10 protein-coding genes are annotated in these 19,706 nt (G+C 52.2%); 7 read left to right on the forward strand and 3 right to left on the reverse strand.

The features are described 5' to 3' along the window. Window positions 1–49 precede the first annotated feature (49 nt). From GC178_06205 to GC178_06220, 4 genes are all read left to right on the forward strand, one after another. Window positions 50–5,167, forward strand: coding sequence for a hypothetical protein (locus GC178_06205; protein MBI1287156.1), 5,118 nt, complete (start codon window positions 50–52; stop codon window positions 5,165–5,167). Window positions 5,168–5,333: 166 nt separating this feature from the next. After that, window positions 5,334–7,355: a hypothetical protein gene (locus GC178_06210; GenBank protein ID MBI1287157.1), complete on the forward strand. Its 2,022-nt coding sequence runs from the start codon at window positions 5,334–5,336 to the stop codon at window positions 7,353–7,355. A 4-nt stretch (window positions 7,356–7,359) separates the two neighbouring features. Beyond that, window positions 7,360–7,917, forward strand: a complete 558-nt coding sequence (locus GC178_06215; GenBank protein ID MBI1287158.1) for a cupin domain-containing protein — start codon at window positions 7,360–7,362, stop codon at window positions 7,915–7,917. 15 nt (window positions 7,918–7,932) lie between these two features. Then, a complete protein-coding gene (locus GC178_06220) occupies window positions 7,933–9,987 on the forward strand; it encodes a tetratricopeptide repeat protein (GenBank protein ID MBI1287159.1) in 2,055 nt (684 codons plus the stop codon). A 582-nt stretch (window positions 9,988–10,569) separates the two neighbouring features. Here GC178_06220 and GC178_06225 read toward each other — a convergent pair. Further along, window positions 10,570–11,409 (reverse strand): T9SS type A sorting domain-containing protein, encoded by an 840-nt coding sequence (locus GC178_06225; protein MBI1287160.1) that lies wholly within the window; start codon window positions 11,407–11,409, stop codon window positions 10,570–10,572. A gap of 372 nt (window positions 11,410–11,781) precedes the next feature. Here GC178_06225 and GC178_06230 point away from each other — a divergent pair, with 372 nt between their 5' ends. The 3 genes from GC178_06230 to GC178_06240 all read left to right on the forward strand — a co-directional run bounded on the left by GC178_06230 (window position 11,782) and on the right by GC178_06240 (window position 18,287). Continuing rightward, the gene (locus tag GC178_06230; GenBank protein ID MBI1287161.1) at window positions 11,782–14,634 is read left to right on the forward strand and encodes a TonB-dependent receptor plug domain-containing protein; all 2,853 of its coding nucleotides are present in this window, start codon (window positions 11,782–11,784) and stop codon (window positions 14,632–14,634) included. 11 nt (window positions 14,635–14,645) lie between these two features. Further along, the gene (locus GC178_06235; protein ID MBI1287162.1) at window positions 14,646–17,696 is read left to right on the forward strand and encodes a CocE/NonD family hydrolase; all 3,051 of its coding nucleotides are present in this window, start codon (window positions 14,646–14,648) and stop codon (window positions 17,694–17,696) included. Between the two features lie 75 nt (window positions 17,697–17,771). Further along, window positions 17,772–18,287 carry an acyl-CoA thioesterase gene (locus tag GC178_06240; GenBank protein ID MBI1287163.1) on the forward strand — a complete coding sequence of 172 codons (516 nt, stop codon included), beginning with the start codon at window positions 17,772–17,774 and terminating at the stop codon, window positions 18,285–18,287. On the opposite strand, the gene GC178_06245 is transcribed toward GC178_06240, so the two are convergent. After that, entirely contained in the window at window positions 18,284–18,688 is a 405-nt protein-coding gene (locus GC178_06245; GenBank protein MBI1287164.1) for a DoxX family membrane protein, read from the reverse strand. The genes GC178_06240 and GC178_06245 overlap by 4 nt on opposite strands. Further along, window positions 18,685–19,689 carry a glycosyl transferase gene (locus tag GC178_06250; protein ID MBI1287165.1) on the reverse strand — a complete coding sequence of 335 codons (1,005 nt, stop codon included), beginning with the start codon at window positions 19,687–19,689 and terminating at the stop codon, window positions 18,685–18,687. The genes GC178_06245 and GC178_06250 overlap by 4 nt, the downstream gene beginning before the upstream one ends. Window positions 19,690–19,706 lie beyond the last annotated feature (17 nt).

Below are 19,706 nucleotides of genomic sequence, written 5' to 3' on the forward strand. Positions count from 1 at the left end.
CTTGCCTTAGACAGTATTACCATTTACAAACCATCCAAACCCTTATACCATGAGAACGCTCATTATCGTTACAACCCTCTTTTTTCAGTTTTCCTTTTTCATTTTCCCTTCGTATGCGCAGCAGGCCCCCCAGAAATTCAACTACCAGGCCGTTGCGCGTGACGCCAACGGCAAGGCCTTGGCAGAAGCGGGGGTCACCCTGCGCATCGCCATCATGGCGGGAGACAACCTCGACCGCCCGTTGTACGCGGAGGAACACACGATCACCACGAACAAGCTCGGTCTGTTCAATATCGCCATAGGAAGTGGCGAAGTGCTTGAAGGCGAGTTCAGCGCCATTGATTGGGGTTCTGATGCGCACTACCTGAGCGTTTCAATGGATACCGAGGGCTTCGGACGATTTGAGCAGATGGGAACCTCCCAACTGTTGAGTGTTCCTTATGCTCTCTACGCGGCAAAGAGCGGTTCGGCCGAATACGGTGCAGATGGCGGCACCCGCTCCGACCCCAACGACTGGACCATCAACGGCAACTCGGGCACCGATGATGCCACCAATTTCATCGGCACCACCGATGCGCAGGATCTGGTGATCAGGACCAACGACAATGAGGTGGCGCGGTTCAATACGGACGGTGAACTGGACATGGATGCCGATGCGCGCATCACCTTCGGGGGCGAGAACGCGCTGCACATGCTGGGAGACCTGAACGTGTCCATCGGCCCCGGTGCGGGCGATGGCATTGCGGCCGGAGGCTCCGGTCAGCGCAACGCCTTCATAGGTGAGCGTGCGGGCAACAAGGCCACCAGCGGCAGCCGCAATGCCTACATAGGCTACTATGCGGGATATAATACCACCACGGGCAACAACAACATCGCCATCGGCAATGCGGCAGGGTACTTCAATGCCACGGGCAGCAACAACACCTTCATCGGTTTCCAGTCGGGCAACAACGCGGTGGATGTGAGCAACAACATCTATATCGGTTTTCAGGCCGGATACAGCACGACCACGGGCGGCAACAACTCCTATGTGGGCTTCCAGGCGGGGCAATCGAACGTTTCGGGCACCTTCAACAGCTATTTCGGCACATCGAGCGGCAAGAACGCCACCGGCTCGTCCAACTCGTTCCTGGGCTACCGCTCGGGCATTGCCACCACCACGGGCGGGGGCAACACCTTCGTGGGTGTGAGTGCAGGGCAGAGCAACACCTCGGGCGGCAACAACACCTACATCGGCAAGGGTGCCGATGGCAGTGCCACGGTGACCAACGCCACGGCCATCGGGGCGGGCGCACAGGCCACGCAGAGCAACTCGGTCATTCTGGGGAACAATGCCAATGTGGGTATCGGTACATCAACACCAACTTCCAAACTGCACGTGGCCGGATCCATCCAAATGGTGGACGGAAACCAACAAACGGGTTATGTTCCCGTTTCGGATGCGAACGGCCGCATGGTCTGGACCGACCCAGACTCCTTGGGAATATCCGGTACGACCTATATCGCAGGAGACGGAATCACGATCAGCAATGACACCATCAGTTTTTCTGGTATAACCGGCTCAGCAATTGTTGGATTCCGAGGATCGACCGCATCCGGATTTGCTCCTGGACAGAAGGCGGTTTTCAGCACAGTGGCGTTCAATAGGGGAAATGCCTACAATCCAGCCAACGGGAATTTTGTCGCACCGCAGGACGGGCTTTACTTGGTAGGAGCACGGCTTTATGCAGGAACCTCGGCCAGCGAACGGTTCATGATCAAGGTGAACAGTGGCGATGCCGATTATCTGGTAATGGAGCTCTCAGCTTCGGGTTACCACACCGGCACATTGCTGCTCGACCTCAGCGCATCGGATGTGGTCGAGCTCTATTACCAAGGAATGGGAACAACGCCCGGCTCCAACATGCTTTGGATGGCGCTCATATCTCCCGAAGGAATTGCAGGGGCAACCGGTCCCGCTGGGCCAATGGGTGTGGCTGGCCCGACAGGACAGGCTGGAGAAACTGGCCCAACAGGTCCGACCGGAGCACAAGGCCCCACAGGGTTGACGGGAGCCACGGGTAGCGATGGCCCAACAGGGCCGATCGGACCAACGGGTGCAACAGGAGCATCTGGCGCTGATGGCGTGACAGGGCCAACAGGACCGATAGGTTTGACAGGAGCAACTGGTGCGCAAGGTCCGACAGGAGCCACCGGGCCTCAGGGAGCAACAGGTCCTTCAGGTGGGCCGATCGGTCCAACGGGTCCTGCTGGAACTTACATTGCTGGGGACAATATCACCATCAGTAACGATACCATTTCTGCGCTAAGCACGCTGGATTTCGCCTACGATGGTGGCGGTTCAGGAGCAGGAAGAATCATTATTGCCGATACGGGTGCGGTGCGCATTGATGGCGGTGATGGCCTCATCGTTACGGGTACCGTAAACTCAGGGGATTCCATTGAGCTTTCCGGTGCTGGTACCCGCATGTTCTTCAATCCCTACAAAGGTGCTTTCAGAGCAGGCGGTGTTTCAAGCTCCCAATGGGATGCAAGTAATATTGGACTATACTCCGTTGCCATGGGTAATAGTACCAAGGCGACAAATGACAGAAGCATTGCGATTGGCAGCGGGGCCATCTCCACCGGAGTGAATGCCGTTGCATTGGGCAACAGCACCAATGCCAATGGCACCAGTTCATTTGCCGCTGGTAGCTCCAGCACCGCGAACGGGGCTAGCTCTGTGGCCGTGGGAAGTAACGTTACGGCTGATGCAAACTACAGTACCGCGATGGGATACTACACAACGGCCAGCGGAACGCAATCCATTGCCATGGGGACCAGTACCACAGCAAGCGGCACCAGTTCTACGGCAATAGGGTATTCTACCACCGCAAGCGGATCGAATTCTACTGCCTTGGGAACTTTCACCATTGCAAGTGGCGACCGATCTTCTGCAATGGGAAGTAACACCACGGCCAAGTCATTTGTAGAAACAGTTATTGGGAATTACAACACGAATTATACTCCGACAAGTACGAACTCTTGGAATACAAACGATCGTCTTTTTGTGGTGGGTAATGGCCAAAACTCAGGGAACCGTTCAGATGCCATGGTCATTCTGAAAAGCGGTGAGACCGGTATTGGTACATCAACCCCGGACACAACATTCCATCTTGTAGGAAAAATGAAATATCAGGATGGTACGCAGGCCGATGGCTACGTGCTTACCAGCGATGCGAATGGAAATGCCAGTTGGCAATACATGGCCGCAGGCATAGAGGCTTCGGTTTTCGACACGTTGGGTGGTGTGGTGAGACCGGGCAGCGCGGTGGATGAGGCCGCCTATGATTTTGTTTTCGGCTCCGATCAATTGAATGATGATGGAGACAATGAACATGATGCCCGATTCTTTTTCGATAAGAGTAAAGGTGCCTTTCGGGCTGGTCAGGTCACGGGTACCAATTGGGACACAGGAAACCTCGGCTCCGCGTCATTTGCAAGTGGAAATGATTCAAAGGCCAGTGGAGATTTTTCAACCGCCATGGGCAACAATACGACAGCAAGCGGTCACTCATCAACGTCATTAGGCTACTATTCGAATTCAAGCGGGGATTTTTCCACGGCTATTGGTAATCAGGCAGTGGCAAGCGGTTTCGGATCCGTTGCGATGGGGTTGGAGGCTTTGGCCAGCGGAGATAATTCCTTCTCGATGGGCTCGGGCATCAACGCTCCATCAGGATATGAATTGAGCCTTGGAGCATACAATACGGACTACACACCCAACAGTGCGGGTGGATGGGATGCTGCTGATCGAATTTTCTCGGTCGGCAATGGAATGGACGACTCCAACCGCTCGGATGCAATGGTCATTCTGAAAAATGGCAAGGTCGGGATCGGAACAAGCACGCCCGGTGCTCTTTTGCACGTTGCAGGTTCGGGCACCAATGAAAATTCTGGTATTCGGGTCTCTGGTACTACAGGAACCTCGGTCATCTATATGAATGCTTCAGGCGATCTGGTCATCCGAAAACTTGGGGTGACCGATCAACTGGTTTTGGATGTTTCCGGCAACATCGGGTTGGGAACGAGTTCACCTGCACAGAAACTGGATGTGCAGGGTTCCATACGGATGGTGGATGGCAATCAGCAGGCTGGCTACATCGCAGTTTCGGATGTGAATGGAAAGATGACCTGGACCGACCCGACAACCATTTCGGATGGAGACTGGACGATCAGCGGCAGCAACGTTTATCGCAATAGCGGCAATGTGGGCATCAACCAAAATAGCCCAACCGAAAAACTGCATGTTGGTGGGAATGGGCTGCTTGATCGTGCGGGTACAACTACAGGTCTGACCCGAACGCTGAACATCGGAGGTGCTCGGCAGAGTGCAGGTGCCGATTACGCACAGATCAACTTGGTCAATTATGATGATGATGGTAACACGGGCGATTACACAGCTGCCCGGATCGCTTCTGAAAATGATGGTGCGAACAATGATGGCGACCTTTCATTCTACACCACAAACGGAACCTCGTTGGTCGAGCACATGACGATCACTTCAACCGGAAATGTGGGCATCGGTCAATTGTCGCCTGATAAAAAGTTAGTGGTCTCCAACAATCCATTCGGTCAAGATCTGTTCGTGACTGAAGTTGCCAACACCAGAAACAACAACACAGACAGGAATGACGGGTTTCTGGTAACTGCTGGACACAACACGTACAACGCCAGTAAGGAATCGAGCATGATCCAGTTTGAAAGACCCGATGGCTCTTACATGGGCCGTATCCGTCAAAGCGGAAGCACAGCTGTTGAATACGTCAGTGCCTCTGACGAAAGACTGAAAACGAATATTGTTCCCACCGTTTATGGCTTGGAGAACCTGATGCAGATCGAGGTTAAGGATTACTCGTTCAAGGATGACCTCTCTGAAGAAGGCCGCCAGACGGGATTCCTCGCGCAGCAGCTTTACCAGCATTACCCGAAAGCAGTGGATGTAGGCTCCGAAAACGTGGAAGAACAACCATGGGGCGTGGCCTATGGCATGCTCACGCCATTGTTGGTCAAAGCCATACAGGACCAACAGAAGATCATTGAGGCCGAACGGGCCGAGAAAGAGGAAATGAAAGCCCAAATGCAGCAGATGATGCAACGCTTGGAGCGATTGGAACAAAAACAATAAGACCATGACAACTGATTTCTCGATCACAGATTATCTCCGACTACGTGGGGAAGGCGAAAAGACCAACAGCGAAATGGTCATCAAGGCACGTGCGGCAGAGTTGGAAGGCAGATGATCATCAAGGTCCAGTGAAAAAGTGCTTACTCATCCATCAAAACCCCATACAATGAAAAGATCCATCCTTCTTATTTTCAACCTGTTCATCATTGCCGCAGCTTCGGCTCAGGTGCCACAACTGTTCAACTATCAGGGCGTGGCGCGCGACAATGCCGGAAGTGTTCTTGCAGGTCAGGCTGTTGGACTGCAATTAAGTCTGCATAGTGGTTCGCCTGTGGGAACGGTGGTTTATCAGGAGACCCATTCGCCTACGACCAATCAGTTCGGGCTGTTCAATATTGAGATCGGAAACGGAGCAGTTGTTTCGGGCGATCTGGCCTCTGTCGATTGGTCAACGGGCAGCTATTTCATTCAGGTGGAGATGGATGCCTCGGGCGGAACTTCCTATCAGGACATGGGAACATCGCAGTTGCTTTCTGTTCCCTATGCGCTCTATGCCGGAACGGCCGGTAATTCGATCACGCCACCAACCCTCGATCAGGCCTATGACCAAGGTGGTCTGGGTGCGGGAAGAACCATTACTGCCGATACGGGTGCAGTATTCATTGATGGTGATGATGGCTTTATTGTCACCGGCACACTAAATATGGGAGACTCGATCGAGGTTTCGGGTGCTGGCACGCGTATGTTCTTCAATCCTCGCAGGGCTGCTTTCAGGGCCGGTAGCGTGTCGGGTCCGCAGTGGGATGCAAGCGAGACCGGGCTTTACTCAGTTGCCTTGGGATACAACACCAAAGCAACAAACGACAAAAGTATTGCCATCGGCAGCGGGGCCATTTCCACAGGAGTGAATGGTGTTGCTTTGGGCAATAGCACCAATGCCGATGGTCTCAGTTCGGTGGCAATGGGCAGTTCAAGTACGGCCAATGGTAATACTTCCATCGCTATCGGAACGCTGTCCATCGCCAGTGGAGATCGGGCAATAGCGTTGGGAACCTACATTACGGCAAAATCATTCAACGAAATTGCAATAGGAAGGAACAACACGGATTATGTGCCCGCAAACACTACCGGATGGAATCCTGGCGACCGCCTTTTTGTGGTGGGCAATGGTCAATCTACCGGGACAACTTCAGATGCCATGGTCATTCTGAAAAACGGGAAAGTCGGCATCGGGTCTTCATCACCAGAAGAAAAATTGCATGTGGTCGGTTCCATCCGAATGGTGGACGGACACCAGCAGGCGGGTTACGTCCCTGTTTCGGATGCCAACGGAAAGATGACCTGGACAGACCCCGCAACTTTGAGCTCAGGCGATGATGGGGATTGGACCGTGAATGGAAACGATATCTATTCGGCTGTGAGCGGAAATGTGGGGATCGGAACAAACACTCCTGGTGCACTTTTGCACGTTGCGGGTTCGGGTACCAATGAGAATTCTGGTATTCGGGTCTCGGGCGCCACTGGAATCTCGGTCATCTATATGAATGCTGCAGGCGACCTTGTACTTCGGAAACTCGGTGTAACAGACCAATTGGTGTTGGATGAAAGCGGAAATGTTGGTGTCGGCACAAGCGCTCCGTCTTCTAAATTTCATGTGACTGACGATTTCGCCAACACGGGGCAATACGTGGCTTCGGTCCAGAACACAGGAGATGGCGCCTTCTCCAACGGGCTTTTGATAACGGCAGGTGAGAACACACAGACCTCCAGCAACCGATACATGGCTTTTCAGAAGCCGAATGGCACTGAAATAGGCGCCATTGTGCAGTCCACATCAACAAGTGTGGCTTACAACACCACTTCTGACGAACGTCTGAAAATGAATATCCACCCGACCACTAAAGGACTGACCGATCTGATGAATATAGAGGTGAAAGACTACGTGTATAAGGAAGATTCGGAAAAACCACAGACAGGTTTCATCGCGCAGCAGGTTTTTGACATCTATCCCAATGCGGTTACCGAAGGAGGCAATGACCCAAAAAGTGATCCGTGGATGATGGATTACAGCAAACTTTCTCCGCTTATGGTGAAGGCCATTCAGGATCTGAAAACCGAAAAAGACGAATTGCAAAAACAGGTTACGCAGATGATGCAACGCTTGGAGCAATTGGAACAAAAACAATAAGACCATGACAACAGATTTCTCGATCACCGACTATCTCCGACTACCAGGGGAAGGCGAAAAGACCAACAGCGAAATGGTCATCAAGGCACGTGCGGCAGAGTTGGAAGGCGACTTCTCGGTGATGGAAGGCGTTCTCGCACCGGGCGAACTGCTGGCTCCACACGTACACGACCACGAGGCGCAATTGCTGTATGTGATAAGTGGCGAGTTGAAGTTTGAATTGGGCGGAAAGGAAGGGCTTCAGTTCTCCGCGCCAGCGGGCAGTTATGTGATAAAACCGAAAGGTGTGATGCATGCCTTTTGGAATGATGGTGACGTTCCAGCACGGTACATTGAACTTTCTGGCGGTTCGCACTTCGAGCATTTTGTAGATAGCAAGTCCAAGGGCGATCTCTATGCGATGGCCCATGCCAGTGAGCACGGAATGAAACCGTACGTAAAAGACACCTTGCGCTTGATGGGCGAACATCGGCTCAAGTCGTTGGCCATGCTCAATCTGCCCAAACTTCAAAGCCTCGCCAATCTGGGAAGTCGTATATTCAAACCGACAACCCAGAAGTAAGCCCCATCCAACGCCATGACACGACTGTTCTTCCTTATCTGCCTGCTTTCGTTCCCATTGTGTTCCATGGCGCAGGATGCCAAGTTGGACAGTCTTTGGGCCGTTTGGAACAACAAGACCGAAGCTGATACGAGTAGAATGAATGCGCTGCTTGAAGTTGTGCGAACAAACTATAGTGCTTCGAAACGTGACAGCATGTTCTACCATTCGGAGTTGGTGTATCGGCTTGCAAAAAGTCGTGGGGACAAAAAAAACATGGCAAATGCCTTGAAACTTCAGGGCCTTGCATTGAAGGTGAAGGGGGAAACAGATTCGGCCTTCACCTATGTTGAAAGAGCCTTTGAGCTTTTTCGCGAAGCCGACAACAAGAAGTCAATGGGTGCATGTCTGATCGATCTGGGTCAGATCCTTCAGTCAAAAGGGGAGTACGATAAGGCACTTGAACAGTATATGAAGGCTCTTGAAATTGTGGAGGCCAGCGGGGAGAAATACCTTATCGGCAATACATACAACAGCATTGGAATTGTATATAAGTATCAAGGCAACTATCCAAAGGCGATCGAGAATCTGTTGGTGGCGTTGAGAATAAAGGAAGAGATCGGAGACAAACGCGGAATAGCGGCCTGCTACAACAACATCGCTGTGATCCATCAGGATCAGGGAAACTATGAGCAATCGCTTCAAACACATCAACGGTCGCTTGAGATAAGAGAAGAAATTGGCGATAAGAGAGGGACTGCCATGGCATACGCCAACATGGGAAATGTCTTCATCCTTCAAAAGCAATATGACAAAGGGTTGGAAAACACCCTTAAAGCACTCAGAATTGCCGAAGAGGTTGGAGATAAATATGGAATTGCCAATTGCAACATGAACGTTGCTGTATGTTACAATAAACTTGGAAACTACGGGAAGTCTCTGCAGCACACGAAGCTGACCCTCAACATGTTTGAGGAAATGGGCATACAGTGGGGTGTTGCCGCTTCTTACGCCAATATGGGCAGTACCTACAATTTAATGAAGAAACCTGCCGAGGGCAGGAAATGGTATTCCAAAAGCCTTGCGCTCAGTCGGGAACTGGGAACAAAGGATCAGATCAAGCAATCATACCTTGGGCTTGCCGAGTCCGACAGTGCTTTGCATGACTACAAAGGCGCATACGAAAACTACAAGATGTATCTCGTTTACAGGGACAGTCTTGTGAATGAGGAGAACACGAAAAAGACCACCCAGTTGGAAATGCAGTATGAGTTTGACAAGAAGGAGGCCGCCACGCAGGCTGAGCAGGATAAGAAAGATGCGATCGCTGCTGAAGAATTGCGTAGAAAGAACCTACAACGCAATGCTTCCATCGGTGGATTGGCTTTGATGGTGCTGCTGGCATCGGTCTTCTTTGTGCAGCGCAACCGCATCGGCAAAGAGAAGGCACGCAGCGAAGAACTGTTATTGAATATCCTGCCCGAAGAGGTGGCCACGGAATTGAAAGAAAAAGGCCATGCCGATGCCAAGTTGATCGATGACGTGACGGTACTGTTCACCGATTTCAAAGGCTTCACGGCCATGTCTGAAAACCTGAGTCCACAGCAATTGGTGGAAGACCTCAATGTGTGTTTCTCCGCCTTCGACCATATCATGGAAAAACATGGGCTCGAAAAGATAAAGACCATTGGCGATGCCTACATGGCGGCTGGTGGGCTGCCAACTCCCAATTCAACCCATGCTTCGGATGTGGTGAAAGCCGCCTTTGAAATGCGTGATTTTGTGGAGCAGGGAAAAGCCAAAAAAGTAGCTGCTGGCTTGCCATACTTTGAGATACGCATCGGAGTCCACACAGGACCAGTTGTAGCAGGCATTGTTGGTGTCAAGAAATTCCAATATGACATTTGGGGAGATACCGTCAACACCGCCAGCCGCATGGAATCATCGGGCGAGGCAGGGAAGGTGAATATCAGCCAGAGTACCTACCACCTTGTCAAAGGTCTGTCTGAGTTTGCCTTTGTGAGTCGAGGAGAGGTAGAAGCGAAAGGCAAAGGCAAGTTGAAGATGTATTTCGTGGAAATTGCTTCTTGATCATGTTCAGATCAGTATTGCTCCCTTTTTCAATTTCTCTATCGCCTCCTTCTCATGGTTGGCGTAGTCAAATCTGTCTTTCTCTTGTTCTTCCATTTTTTCTGTGTCTATCGGTTATCAAATCTATCTATCTGACAACTGACACAGTTTATTGAACAGACTCCTCAATAACTCAACCCGGAGAGTCAATAAGACGATGCGGTGACCCAATAAGTCAACGCGGAAGGTCAATAAGTCGATGCGGAAGGTTGATAAGACAACCCGGAAGGTCAATAGATCAACGCGGCAGGTCGGCAGACCATACCCCACACCCCTGCAACACGATCCGGACACCCAACAACACAACGCGGCACCTTGGCAACGCGCCCCTGTCAGCCAGCAGAACAACGCAGACAGTCAACAACACAATGCGGAAGGTCAACGGAACTGTGCGGCAAGCCGATATAGAAGGTCGGCAACCTCCCAACCCAACAGCTGTAGGCAAACAGAATCTTCTGAACAGCCGACAGAGCCACCCGTAAGGGCTACACCCCAAGCGGGCGGCAAGTCAAAACCCCTGATCGAGTAGAAAAGACCTTCCGATCACTGGCCGATCACCGCATACCGCAGTGTCTGCACCGTGGTTCCGGCAGAAGCGCGGATGAGGTAGATGCCCGATGGCAGCGAAGAGACATCGTACGAAAGCCTGTGGGTGCCTTTGGCGGTGCCAGAGTAGATAACGTCTATCAGTTGGCCATCAGTAGCGTAAAGACGGATGTCCATGGACCGGGTATTGGCATCATTGAGTTGCAGTTGCATCTGGTAGGCACCTGCCGAACCGAACAGTTCCACCAACGGTTTTTCATTCTTGTCGGCATTGGCCACACCCAAGGCCGATGGGCTCATGATCCAGTCGGTAATAACGCTGGAGGTCGGGTTGACCAAGCTGTTGTGGTAGGCCACCCAGTGTCCGGCCTCATCGATGAGGAATTTGTTGAAGTTCCATGTGATAGGGGCGTCTGACACGCCATTGAGCGCGCCCTCTTGCAACCAACGGAACACCGGAGCGGTATCGGGTACCACCGCCTTTATCTTCGACATCATCTGAAAGGTGACCCCATAGTTCTCGGTGCAGAAATTGAGGATGGTGGAATCGTTGCCCGGATCCTGATTGTCGAAATCGTTGCACGGAAACCCGATGATCTCGAAGTTATACTGATTGTATTGGTTGTAAAGCGTTTGAAGGTCGTGGAACTGAGGCGTGAACGCACAGTAACTGGCCGTGTTCACCACCATCACCTTCTTACCGTAATAGGCAGAGAAGTCGATGGTGTCGCCTTCAATGCTGGCAGCGGAGTAATCGTGAAAGGTGAAGTTGGCATTCTGCGCAAAGGCTGCCATGCCAAAGAAAAGAAGGAAGAAAGAGAGTAGTTGTGTTTTCATGATGATGATGTGGATGATGTGAGAATGTATAGCCGTATTGGGTGAAGATATGGTTTGCTTCGGAATACGTTTGTTTCCACCTGTACCGAAGCCATTTAAAGTGGCTAAACGACCAGCACCACGGTTTGTTCACCCCGTTGCCACCGAGGCGGTCCTCTTCCTGCGGTCCGGTTACCGGATCCATGGCCCGAAGGCCCCCTTTCCCATCACGCTGAATGTGCCTCAAAGCGCGCGAGGAAATGAAACACAGTCAGCTACAGTTCATCGGGGAGACATGTTTCCTTTATCTGAATTTGATGTTACCCTATTGACAAATTCGGAAAACTTCGTATTCTTGGAGACGATAACCTAATCTAAACCAACCCCTAACGAATGAGAATACGGTTTACCCTCCTCCTCATTTCCATCCTATTTACCGTTGCCGCCTTTGCACAGAACAAGACCGTAACGGGTGTGATCAAGGACAAGAAAAGCGGTGAAACGCTGGTCGCTGCATCTGTAATAGTTAAAGGTACAACTACCGGGGTGCAGACAGACGCCAACGGGAAGTTCAGCATCGAGCTCGACCTATCGGAACCGAAGACCCTTGTGGTTAGCTACCTCGGTTATCAGGACTTTGAGATACCTGTGGATAAGAACAACACCAACGTGACCGTGGAGATGGAGACCATCAACATGGTGGGGCAGGAAGTGGTGGTGTCCGGTTCGCGCGTGTCGGAGACCATCATGGAAAGTACCGCCAGCATTCAGAAGATGAATGTGCGCGACATCAACGAGGTGGCATCGGGCAACTTCTACCAGAGCATGAGCACGCTGAAGGGCGTGGATGTGACCACGAGCAGTATGGGCTTTCAGGTCATCAACATGCGCGGTTTCAATACCACGGCCCCTGTGCGTATCGTTCAGTTTGTGGATGGAATGGACAACCAGGCCCCGGGGTTGAACTTCCCGGTGGGAAACATGGTGGGTGCCAACGACCTCGACCTCGAAAGTGTGGAGGTGATCAGTGGGCCGGCCTCGGCCTTGTACGGCCCCAACGCCTTTCAGGGGGTGGTGAGCATGCGGACGAAGAACCCGTACGACTATCCGGGCCTATCGGTGAAGATACAGGGCGGTAGCCGCGACTATGCCGATTTCCAAGCACGCTACGCGGGAACCTTCGGCAAGGAGAAGCGCTGGGGTTTGAAAATAACAGGGCAGTATAAGCGTGCGAACGACTGGATAGCCAACGACACCAAGTACCGCCCCGACTACTACGACCCGACCGACAGCGTGGCACCCAACCTGTATGGCGACATCAGCACGGACATCGACCTCTCGGCCATCATCGAGAAATTGCAGGACGACCAGACGCTGACGCAGCAGCAGCGCGATGACTACATTGCTTTGAACAACTGGTTGGGGCTGGTTTCGCCCAATGCCTATCCGGGAACCATTAACGTAAAGGCACCGGGCTACACGGAGCATCAGTTGGCCAACAACAACACCTTCAGCGCCAAGGCCACGGCCGCGCTGCACTACCGCTTTAAGAAAGGCATTGAGGCTTCGCTGACGTACAAGTTCGGAACGGGTACGGCCATCTATCAGGCGTCCAACCGTTACAGCATCAACAATATTCTGTTCCAACAGGTGAAGGCCGAGATAACGGGCAAGAACTGGTTGGTGCGCGCCTACTCTACGTTTGAGGACGCAGGCAAGTCATACGATATCGTATTCACAGGCATCAACATCTCCAAACAGGGGATCAAGGATTATGTGGGCGAATACCTCGGTGCCTACTTCGATACCCTGAAGGTGATGACCAACGACTTTGACGGAGATGCCTCGGCCGCGCAGGTTCAGGCCGCGAAGGAGCATGCACGGGCGGTGGCCGATGCCAACGGCTGGATCCCTGCGGGCAGCACCAAGTTCGATTCGCTCCGCAACGACATCATCAACAACGCCAACCTTCAGAAAGGTTCCAAGTTCACAGACAAGTCGAACCTACAGCATGTGGAGGGACAGTACAATTTCCACACGCCTTACTTCGACCTGCTGGTGGGCGCCAACGTCCGCAGGTACGACCCGCAGTCGTTCGGAACCATCTTCTCCGACACGCTGGTGAACCGTGGCGATACGCTTGCCAACGGCTCTGCCGACCTCAGCGCCAAGTTTGTGAACCTACAGGTTTGGGAAGTGGGCGGCTTTGCCCAGATGACGAAGGGCTTCTTTGATGACAAGTTCAAGATCATGGCCTCGGTGCGGGCGGATAAGAACAAGAACTTCCCTGTGCAGTTCTCGCCCCGCGTATCGATGATGTACAACCTGAAGGGACACATCTTCCGCGTGGCGGCACAGAGCGCATTCCGTATTCCAACGCTGCAGAACCAGTACATCAACCTTGATATCGGTCCGCTGACCATTGCAGGCAACCTGAACGGCTGGGACAACCTCTACACCTTGGAGTCGGTGACCAATTTTGAGAACTACTTGGACAGCGTTCAGAACCAAGGCGCGTGGTTTGACTCGGCTTATGATGTTGCCGCCAAGAAGTTGAAGACGTTCTCGGCCAAGAAGCTGCGACCAGAGCAGGTGAAGACCATCGAGCTCGGTTATCGGGGTGTGCTCTTCAAGAAACTGTATGTGGATGCGAACTGGTACTACAACTGGTACACCGATTTCATTGGGGAGATACGCGTGGTGCAGCCGCACAACGCCAGCGTGAACGACCAGAGCGGTGTGGATCAGCTTCTCTCCTACTCGGCCAGCAACGAATCGTACACGCGGTATCAGATTCCTGTGAATGCCACGCAGTCGGTGCGTTCGATGGGTGCCACCCTCGGTCTGGTCTATTACATCAACGACAACTATTCGGCCTCGGTCAACTACACGTTCGCGCAGCTTATTGACAAGAATCTGGATGACCCCATCATTCCAGGGTTCAACACCCCGAAGAACAAATTCAACGTGGGAGTTAAAGGCCGCAAGGTGTGGAAAGGGCTGGGTTTCTCTGCCAACTTCCAATGGGTTGACAAATACCTCTGGCAAAGCACGTTCGGAACGGGAATGGTCAAATCCTACTCCTTCCTCGACCTTCAGTTGAGCTACGAGATACCGAAATGGTATTCCACGCTACGCTTCGGTGCGTCAAATGTTTATAACTTACAACGTCAAGAGGCCTTCGGTTCTCCTAAGATCGGAACGATGGTCTATGGTTCTATCCTATTCGACATTAAACAACTCTAATACCTCCAGTAATGAAAAGAGTTCTATTCTCCCTTCTTCTTATCGGCACGTTCGTGAACACTTCGCGTGGTCAGGGCGATGTGATCCTGAACGGAAAGATCGATAACCTCCTCGAATTCTCCACGGTGTACTCCGAGGAGTTCATCATGCACGACAGCACCAAGCTGATGACGGATGTGTATCTGCCCATTATGCGCGACTGTCTGATGGTTCCTGTGAGCATCCCTATACCGACACAGTTGCAGGCCATTTTCGGTAGCCAGCCCATTGAGTACAACTTGGAGCTGATCCCTCGCAACACGCAGTATATCATCTACGATTCGCTGAACGGCCAGCCGAACCCGAACCCGTACAAATTGCCGATGGTGCTTACCCGTACGCCTTACGACAAGGGCGACCAGAACGCGGGCGAGGCACCTGTGATGAACCTCCTGGGCTATGCCTTCCTGAAACAGGATCAGCGGGGACGATATGCTTCGGAAGGGGTTTATCTGCCGCTTACCAGCGATGGTTGGAACAAGGGCGTGTACCACCCGAACTTCCAACATGTGTTGGATGCCACCGACCCAAGCGACCCGAAGAACGGCAACAAGCACGAGGACGGCTTCGATACGTGGAATTACATCAAACATCGGCTGGTGAGGGATTACGACCTTGATGGCGATGGCATTACCGACACCACCGATCTGGTTTACAGCGGTCGCTTTGCGATGTTCGGAGCTTCGGCCCTCGGCTATAACCAATATCAGGCGGCTGCGGCCCACATGATCGATGAGAATGAGCCCGGTTGTAAGGCGTTGATGCCCATTGTGGCCCCTGCCGACTTCTACAAGGGTGTGGGATTCCCCAACGGGGTGCTGCGCGACCGCTTGGTAACGGGCTGGCTCAAAGGACAGATCTTTACGGGAACGGATGATGACCTCATTCCCATTGACAATGACATGCAGAACAACATTCACAGTTCTGCGGACTACAATTTGCCGCAATCCATTGTGGTGAACTCCGTGGTGCACGAGTTTCAGCAGAACAAATTCGATGCGGCCAACTTGGCCATCGACCACTTTGCTTCGGTTCAGTACGAGGATCAGTTCGGAAACAAGACGTGCGGTTACTACCCCAACTTTGTAGGCCGTGCTGAGATCGATGTGAGCCGCGCACCTGTAGATGCCAATGGTGAAGCGAACATCAACGGTGAGTACAGCCGCTTTGGAAACATGGAGGTCCCTGCGTATCACCTCGGTGGCTGGTGGGACATCTTTGTGGACTCGCAGACGGAGAGCTGGGCCAACATGCGCAGGCATTTGAGCACCGGCAAGTTCAACCGACCCGGTGTGACCAACCGCGAATTGCAAAAGCTGGTACTTGGACCTTGGGCACACCAGACCACAGGTTCGCTGACCACGGGAGACAGAACCTATCCCGACAATGTTTCGGACCTGTTGGGCATCAACTTCGATGATTTCAGCGAAACGAACATCCCGATAGACAAGGCTTTGAACTCGGAGGTGATCGGATGGTTCCGTTACAACCTGAACTACGCCCCGGGAGACTCGTTGGGCGAGCCGAAATTCGTGCTTCCTGAATCGGACAACCTTTATCCGTTCGCTGACCTTGGGTTGGCGGGTCATATCGACATTCGCGTACCGGCAGCCGAAGTGCGATTGCCTTACACGCAGCTTATCGGTGTGCTAACGGGCGTAACGCCACTTACCGGACTGAAAGCCGAATTGGTGTATACCACGCCATTCGGTGGTGGCACCATTCCGATCGATCTACCGGACATTCCATTGAGCAATGTGATCCCCGGATTGAATGCGACCTCCATCCATCCGATCCCTTACCGCGATTTTGCCGACCCGAGCGAGATTCCGAACGTGCGTCTCTACATCGTGGGACCGAACAACGATACCGAACCTCAGAATGTGAACCTTTCGAACTACTGGTTGGGCGTAGATACCTTCCCGCTACCTGAAGGACGCGATTGGGATGCCATTCAGCGAACCACGTTCTTCCTTCACCAAGATGGTACGTTGGACAATGAAGCTCCCACAACCGATGAAGGATTCAAGATGTACGTGCACGATCCGGATGATCCTATCCGAACCGTGGGTGGTGCCAACATGATCGTGAAGACGCCAGATGGCGAGCGCGATGCACAAGGACAGTTCAACCTGAAAGACCCACGCTATGAGCCTTACACCATGAACCGTCCAGGAGTGATCAGCTTTGAGAGTGCGCCTGTAAAGGATTCTCTGTGCGTTATCGGCTATCCAACGGTGAAACTCTATGCCAAGAGCAACATCGGTGGTTTGGATGAAGGTCCGACCGACACGGATTTCCACATCCGTATTGTGGATGTCTACCCTGATGGCCGCGAATATTTTGTGCAGGACGGCCAAGTGAATGCCCGTGCCCGCGACTATGTGCGCATGCTGGTAGAAGAGCCTTGGAAGGATTACTCGCAGGAGCATCCGGGTGATGACATTCCGTTCACGAACATCAACATCGGTGAAATCTATGAGTACGTGTTCGAAATGCTTCCGATCGGTTACACGTTCGGTGATGGACACAAGATCAAGATCCTCATCAGCAGCAGTAACTACAACCGCTTCCAAGTGAATCCGAACATTCCGATCATGCCGGGCGAATTCTTCCGTAGAAAGCCGGGCGATGGAAAGACCTACATCTTCGAAGGCGAAGAATACTCACCTCGTGTAGCGATTCAGCGGGTGCATTTCTCTCCTGAGCATCCTACGCAGATCTCGCTTCCGATCTACACCAAGCAATACACAGGTATTGACGACCCGATCGCAGAAGCCAAAGGTCCGCAGATGTTGGTGTACCCCAATCCTGTCAACGATTTCGTGAGCATTTACATGGACAATGGCGGCACGTATAACCTGAAGATCATGTCTGTTGACGGAGCGTTGATCCGCACGGAACAGAACTTCAGAGATAACATGAATGTGGATGTTTCGACCTTGAGCCAAGGCATCTACTTCGTGGAGTTGACAGACACGAAGACCAACGAGCGTTTCGTACAGAAGTTCTCTAAACTTTAGAACGAATCCAACCCGAAGTAAGGCCCCGACCTGCGATTGCAGATCGGGGCTTTATCTTTGGCGAAAATTCAACGCATGTCTGACAAACGCACACCCGAATCCACGCTGGCCATTAACACCGAGATCGTCCTGCCCAACGACACCAACACCTTGGGAAACCTGATGGGCGGCAAGCTGCTGCATTGGATGGATGTGATCGCGGCCATTTCGGCCCATCGCCTTTGCAAACGCGTGTGCGTGACCGCATCGGTCAATAACGTTTCATTCAATCAGCCCATCAAACTGGGCGATATTGTGACGTTGCAGTCCAAGGTGTCGCGGTCGTTCAGCAGCAGCATGGAGATCTTTATAGATGTGTTTGTGGAAGACCGCTCCACTTCGGAGAAGATCAAAGTAAATGAGGCCATTTACACGTTTGTGGCCGTGGATCAGCTCGGCAATCCGATACGTGTGCCGGAGGTTGTTCCGGAAACGGAAGAGGAAAAAGCCCGCTATGATGGCGCGCTACGCAGACGGCAATTGAGCCTTATTCTATCTGGAAAGATGAAGCCCAACGAGGCTACGGAATTGAAGGCGCTGTTTGCGGATTAACCAAACTTTTTATCCAGCGAATACTTGCCAGGGCCCGTTAAGAATAACGTTGCGTAAGGCACAAGGAACAACAGGCCGAACTCCTGCTTACCGAAAGGGTCGTCTGCATGCACAATAAAAACGGCCACCACCATCGTAATGATGAGCGGCACCAAGGCGGCACGCGTAAAGAGGCCAAGCGCAACAAGAACTCCGCAAACAAACTCCGCGAATACCGTCAAAACAAGCGATGGTGCCTGGCCAATGCCGAGAGGGTCAGCAAAGCTGAAATCTCCTTCCAAAAGTCCTTGCAATTTTCCCCAACCATGACTGAAGGCCATGATGCCTCCTGAAGCCAAACGGATTATTAGTAGACCGAGGTCGGTGGCAATAGGTCTGTTTGAGAAGAGTAGCTTTTTCATAATCCTGTGAATTTGATGGTTTGTTGAATAACCGCAAAAATATCCTGCTGTTCCATGCAGTTGAAATGACCTTTAGGGCACTTATCGAAACCGATCTTGCTGCACGGGCGACAGTCCAGACCGTTCACTTCTGAGATGAACGATTCACCTCCTTTTGGCAGATACGGAAACATGCCAAAGGCAGGAATGGTGTTTCCCCAAATGGAAATGATCTTTTTGTTGAATGCGGCTGCGATATGCATCATTCCCGTATCGTGCGTAATGACCAACTGCGACTGGCGGATGAGCCAAGCGGATTCGAGCAGGGAATACTTGCCGCAACCATTGAAAACGTTTGCAGATGACTTTGCGGCAATGGCCTCGCCAAACGCTTCATCTTCCGGTCCGCCAATAAGCAGAATGGGCCGTTGGATACCGTTACAGAGTTCTATCAACTTATGTTCTGGCAATTGCTTGGTTTTGAATTTCGCTCCGACCACCACAGCCACAAAACCAGACGCAAAGCTTTCAGGAAGTTGGGGTTCTCTCCCCTTTGGGGAGATGCCGAAGGCAAAGGGGTCAAAAAAGAAATCCAAACCCTTCCCATCATTCTCAACCCCCAGCGGTTTGAGCGTTTCCATGTAACGGTCAACGATGTGAATGTTGGGCAGTCGATCCACCTTCAGGTTCACCTTTAGCCATTTCTCCACATTCAGTTTATGGAAGGCGTGCCATTGGCCACCGACCAGGGTTTTGAGAATGCGCGTGCGGAGATTATGATGCAGATCGATGACCACATCGGGGTTGAACGCTTTGAGTTCCTTGGCCAGTACATTCAAACTGTCGTTCAAAAGAAAGACACCGTTCAAATGCGGATTCGGTTGCACCAACTCGGCATACTGCTTTTTGGTCACGAAGCGGATGTCGGCCTCTGGAAATTTCTTGCGCAACGCCCTCACCACGGGACTCGTGAGAACGATATCGCCAATGGAACTGAAACGGATAATGAGAATGCGCTGCACGGGGCAAATGTAACCAC

This window comes from Flavobacteriales bacterium (assembly GCA_016124845.1).
GTDB lineage: Bacteria > Bacteroidota > Bacteroidia > UBA10329 > UBA10329 > UBA10329.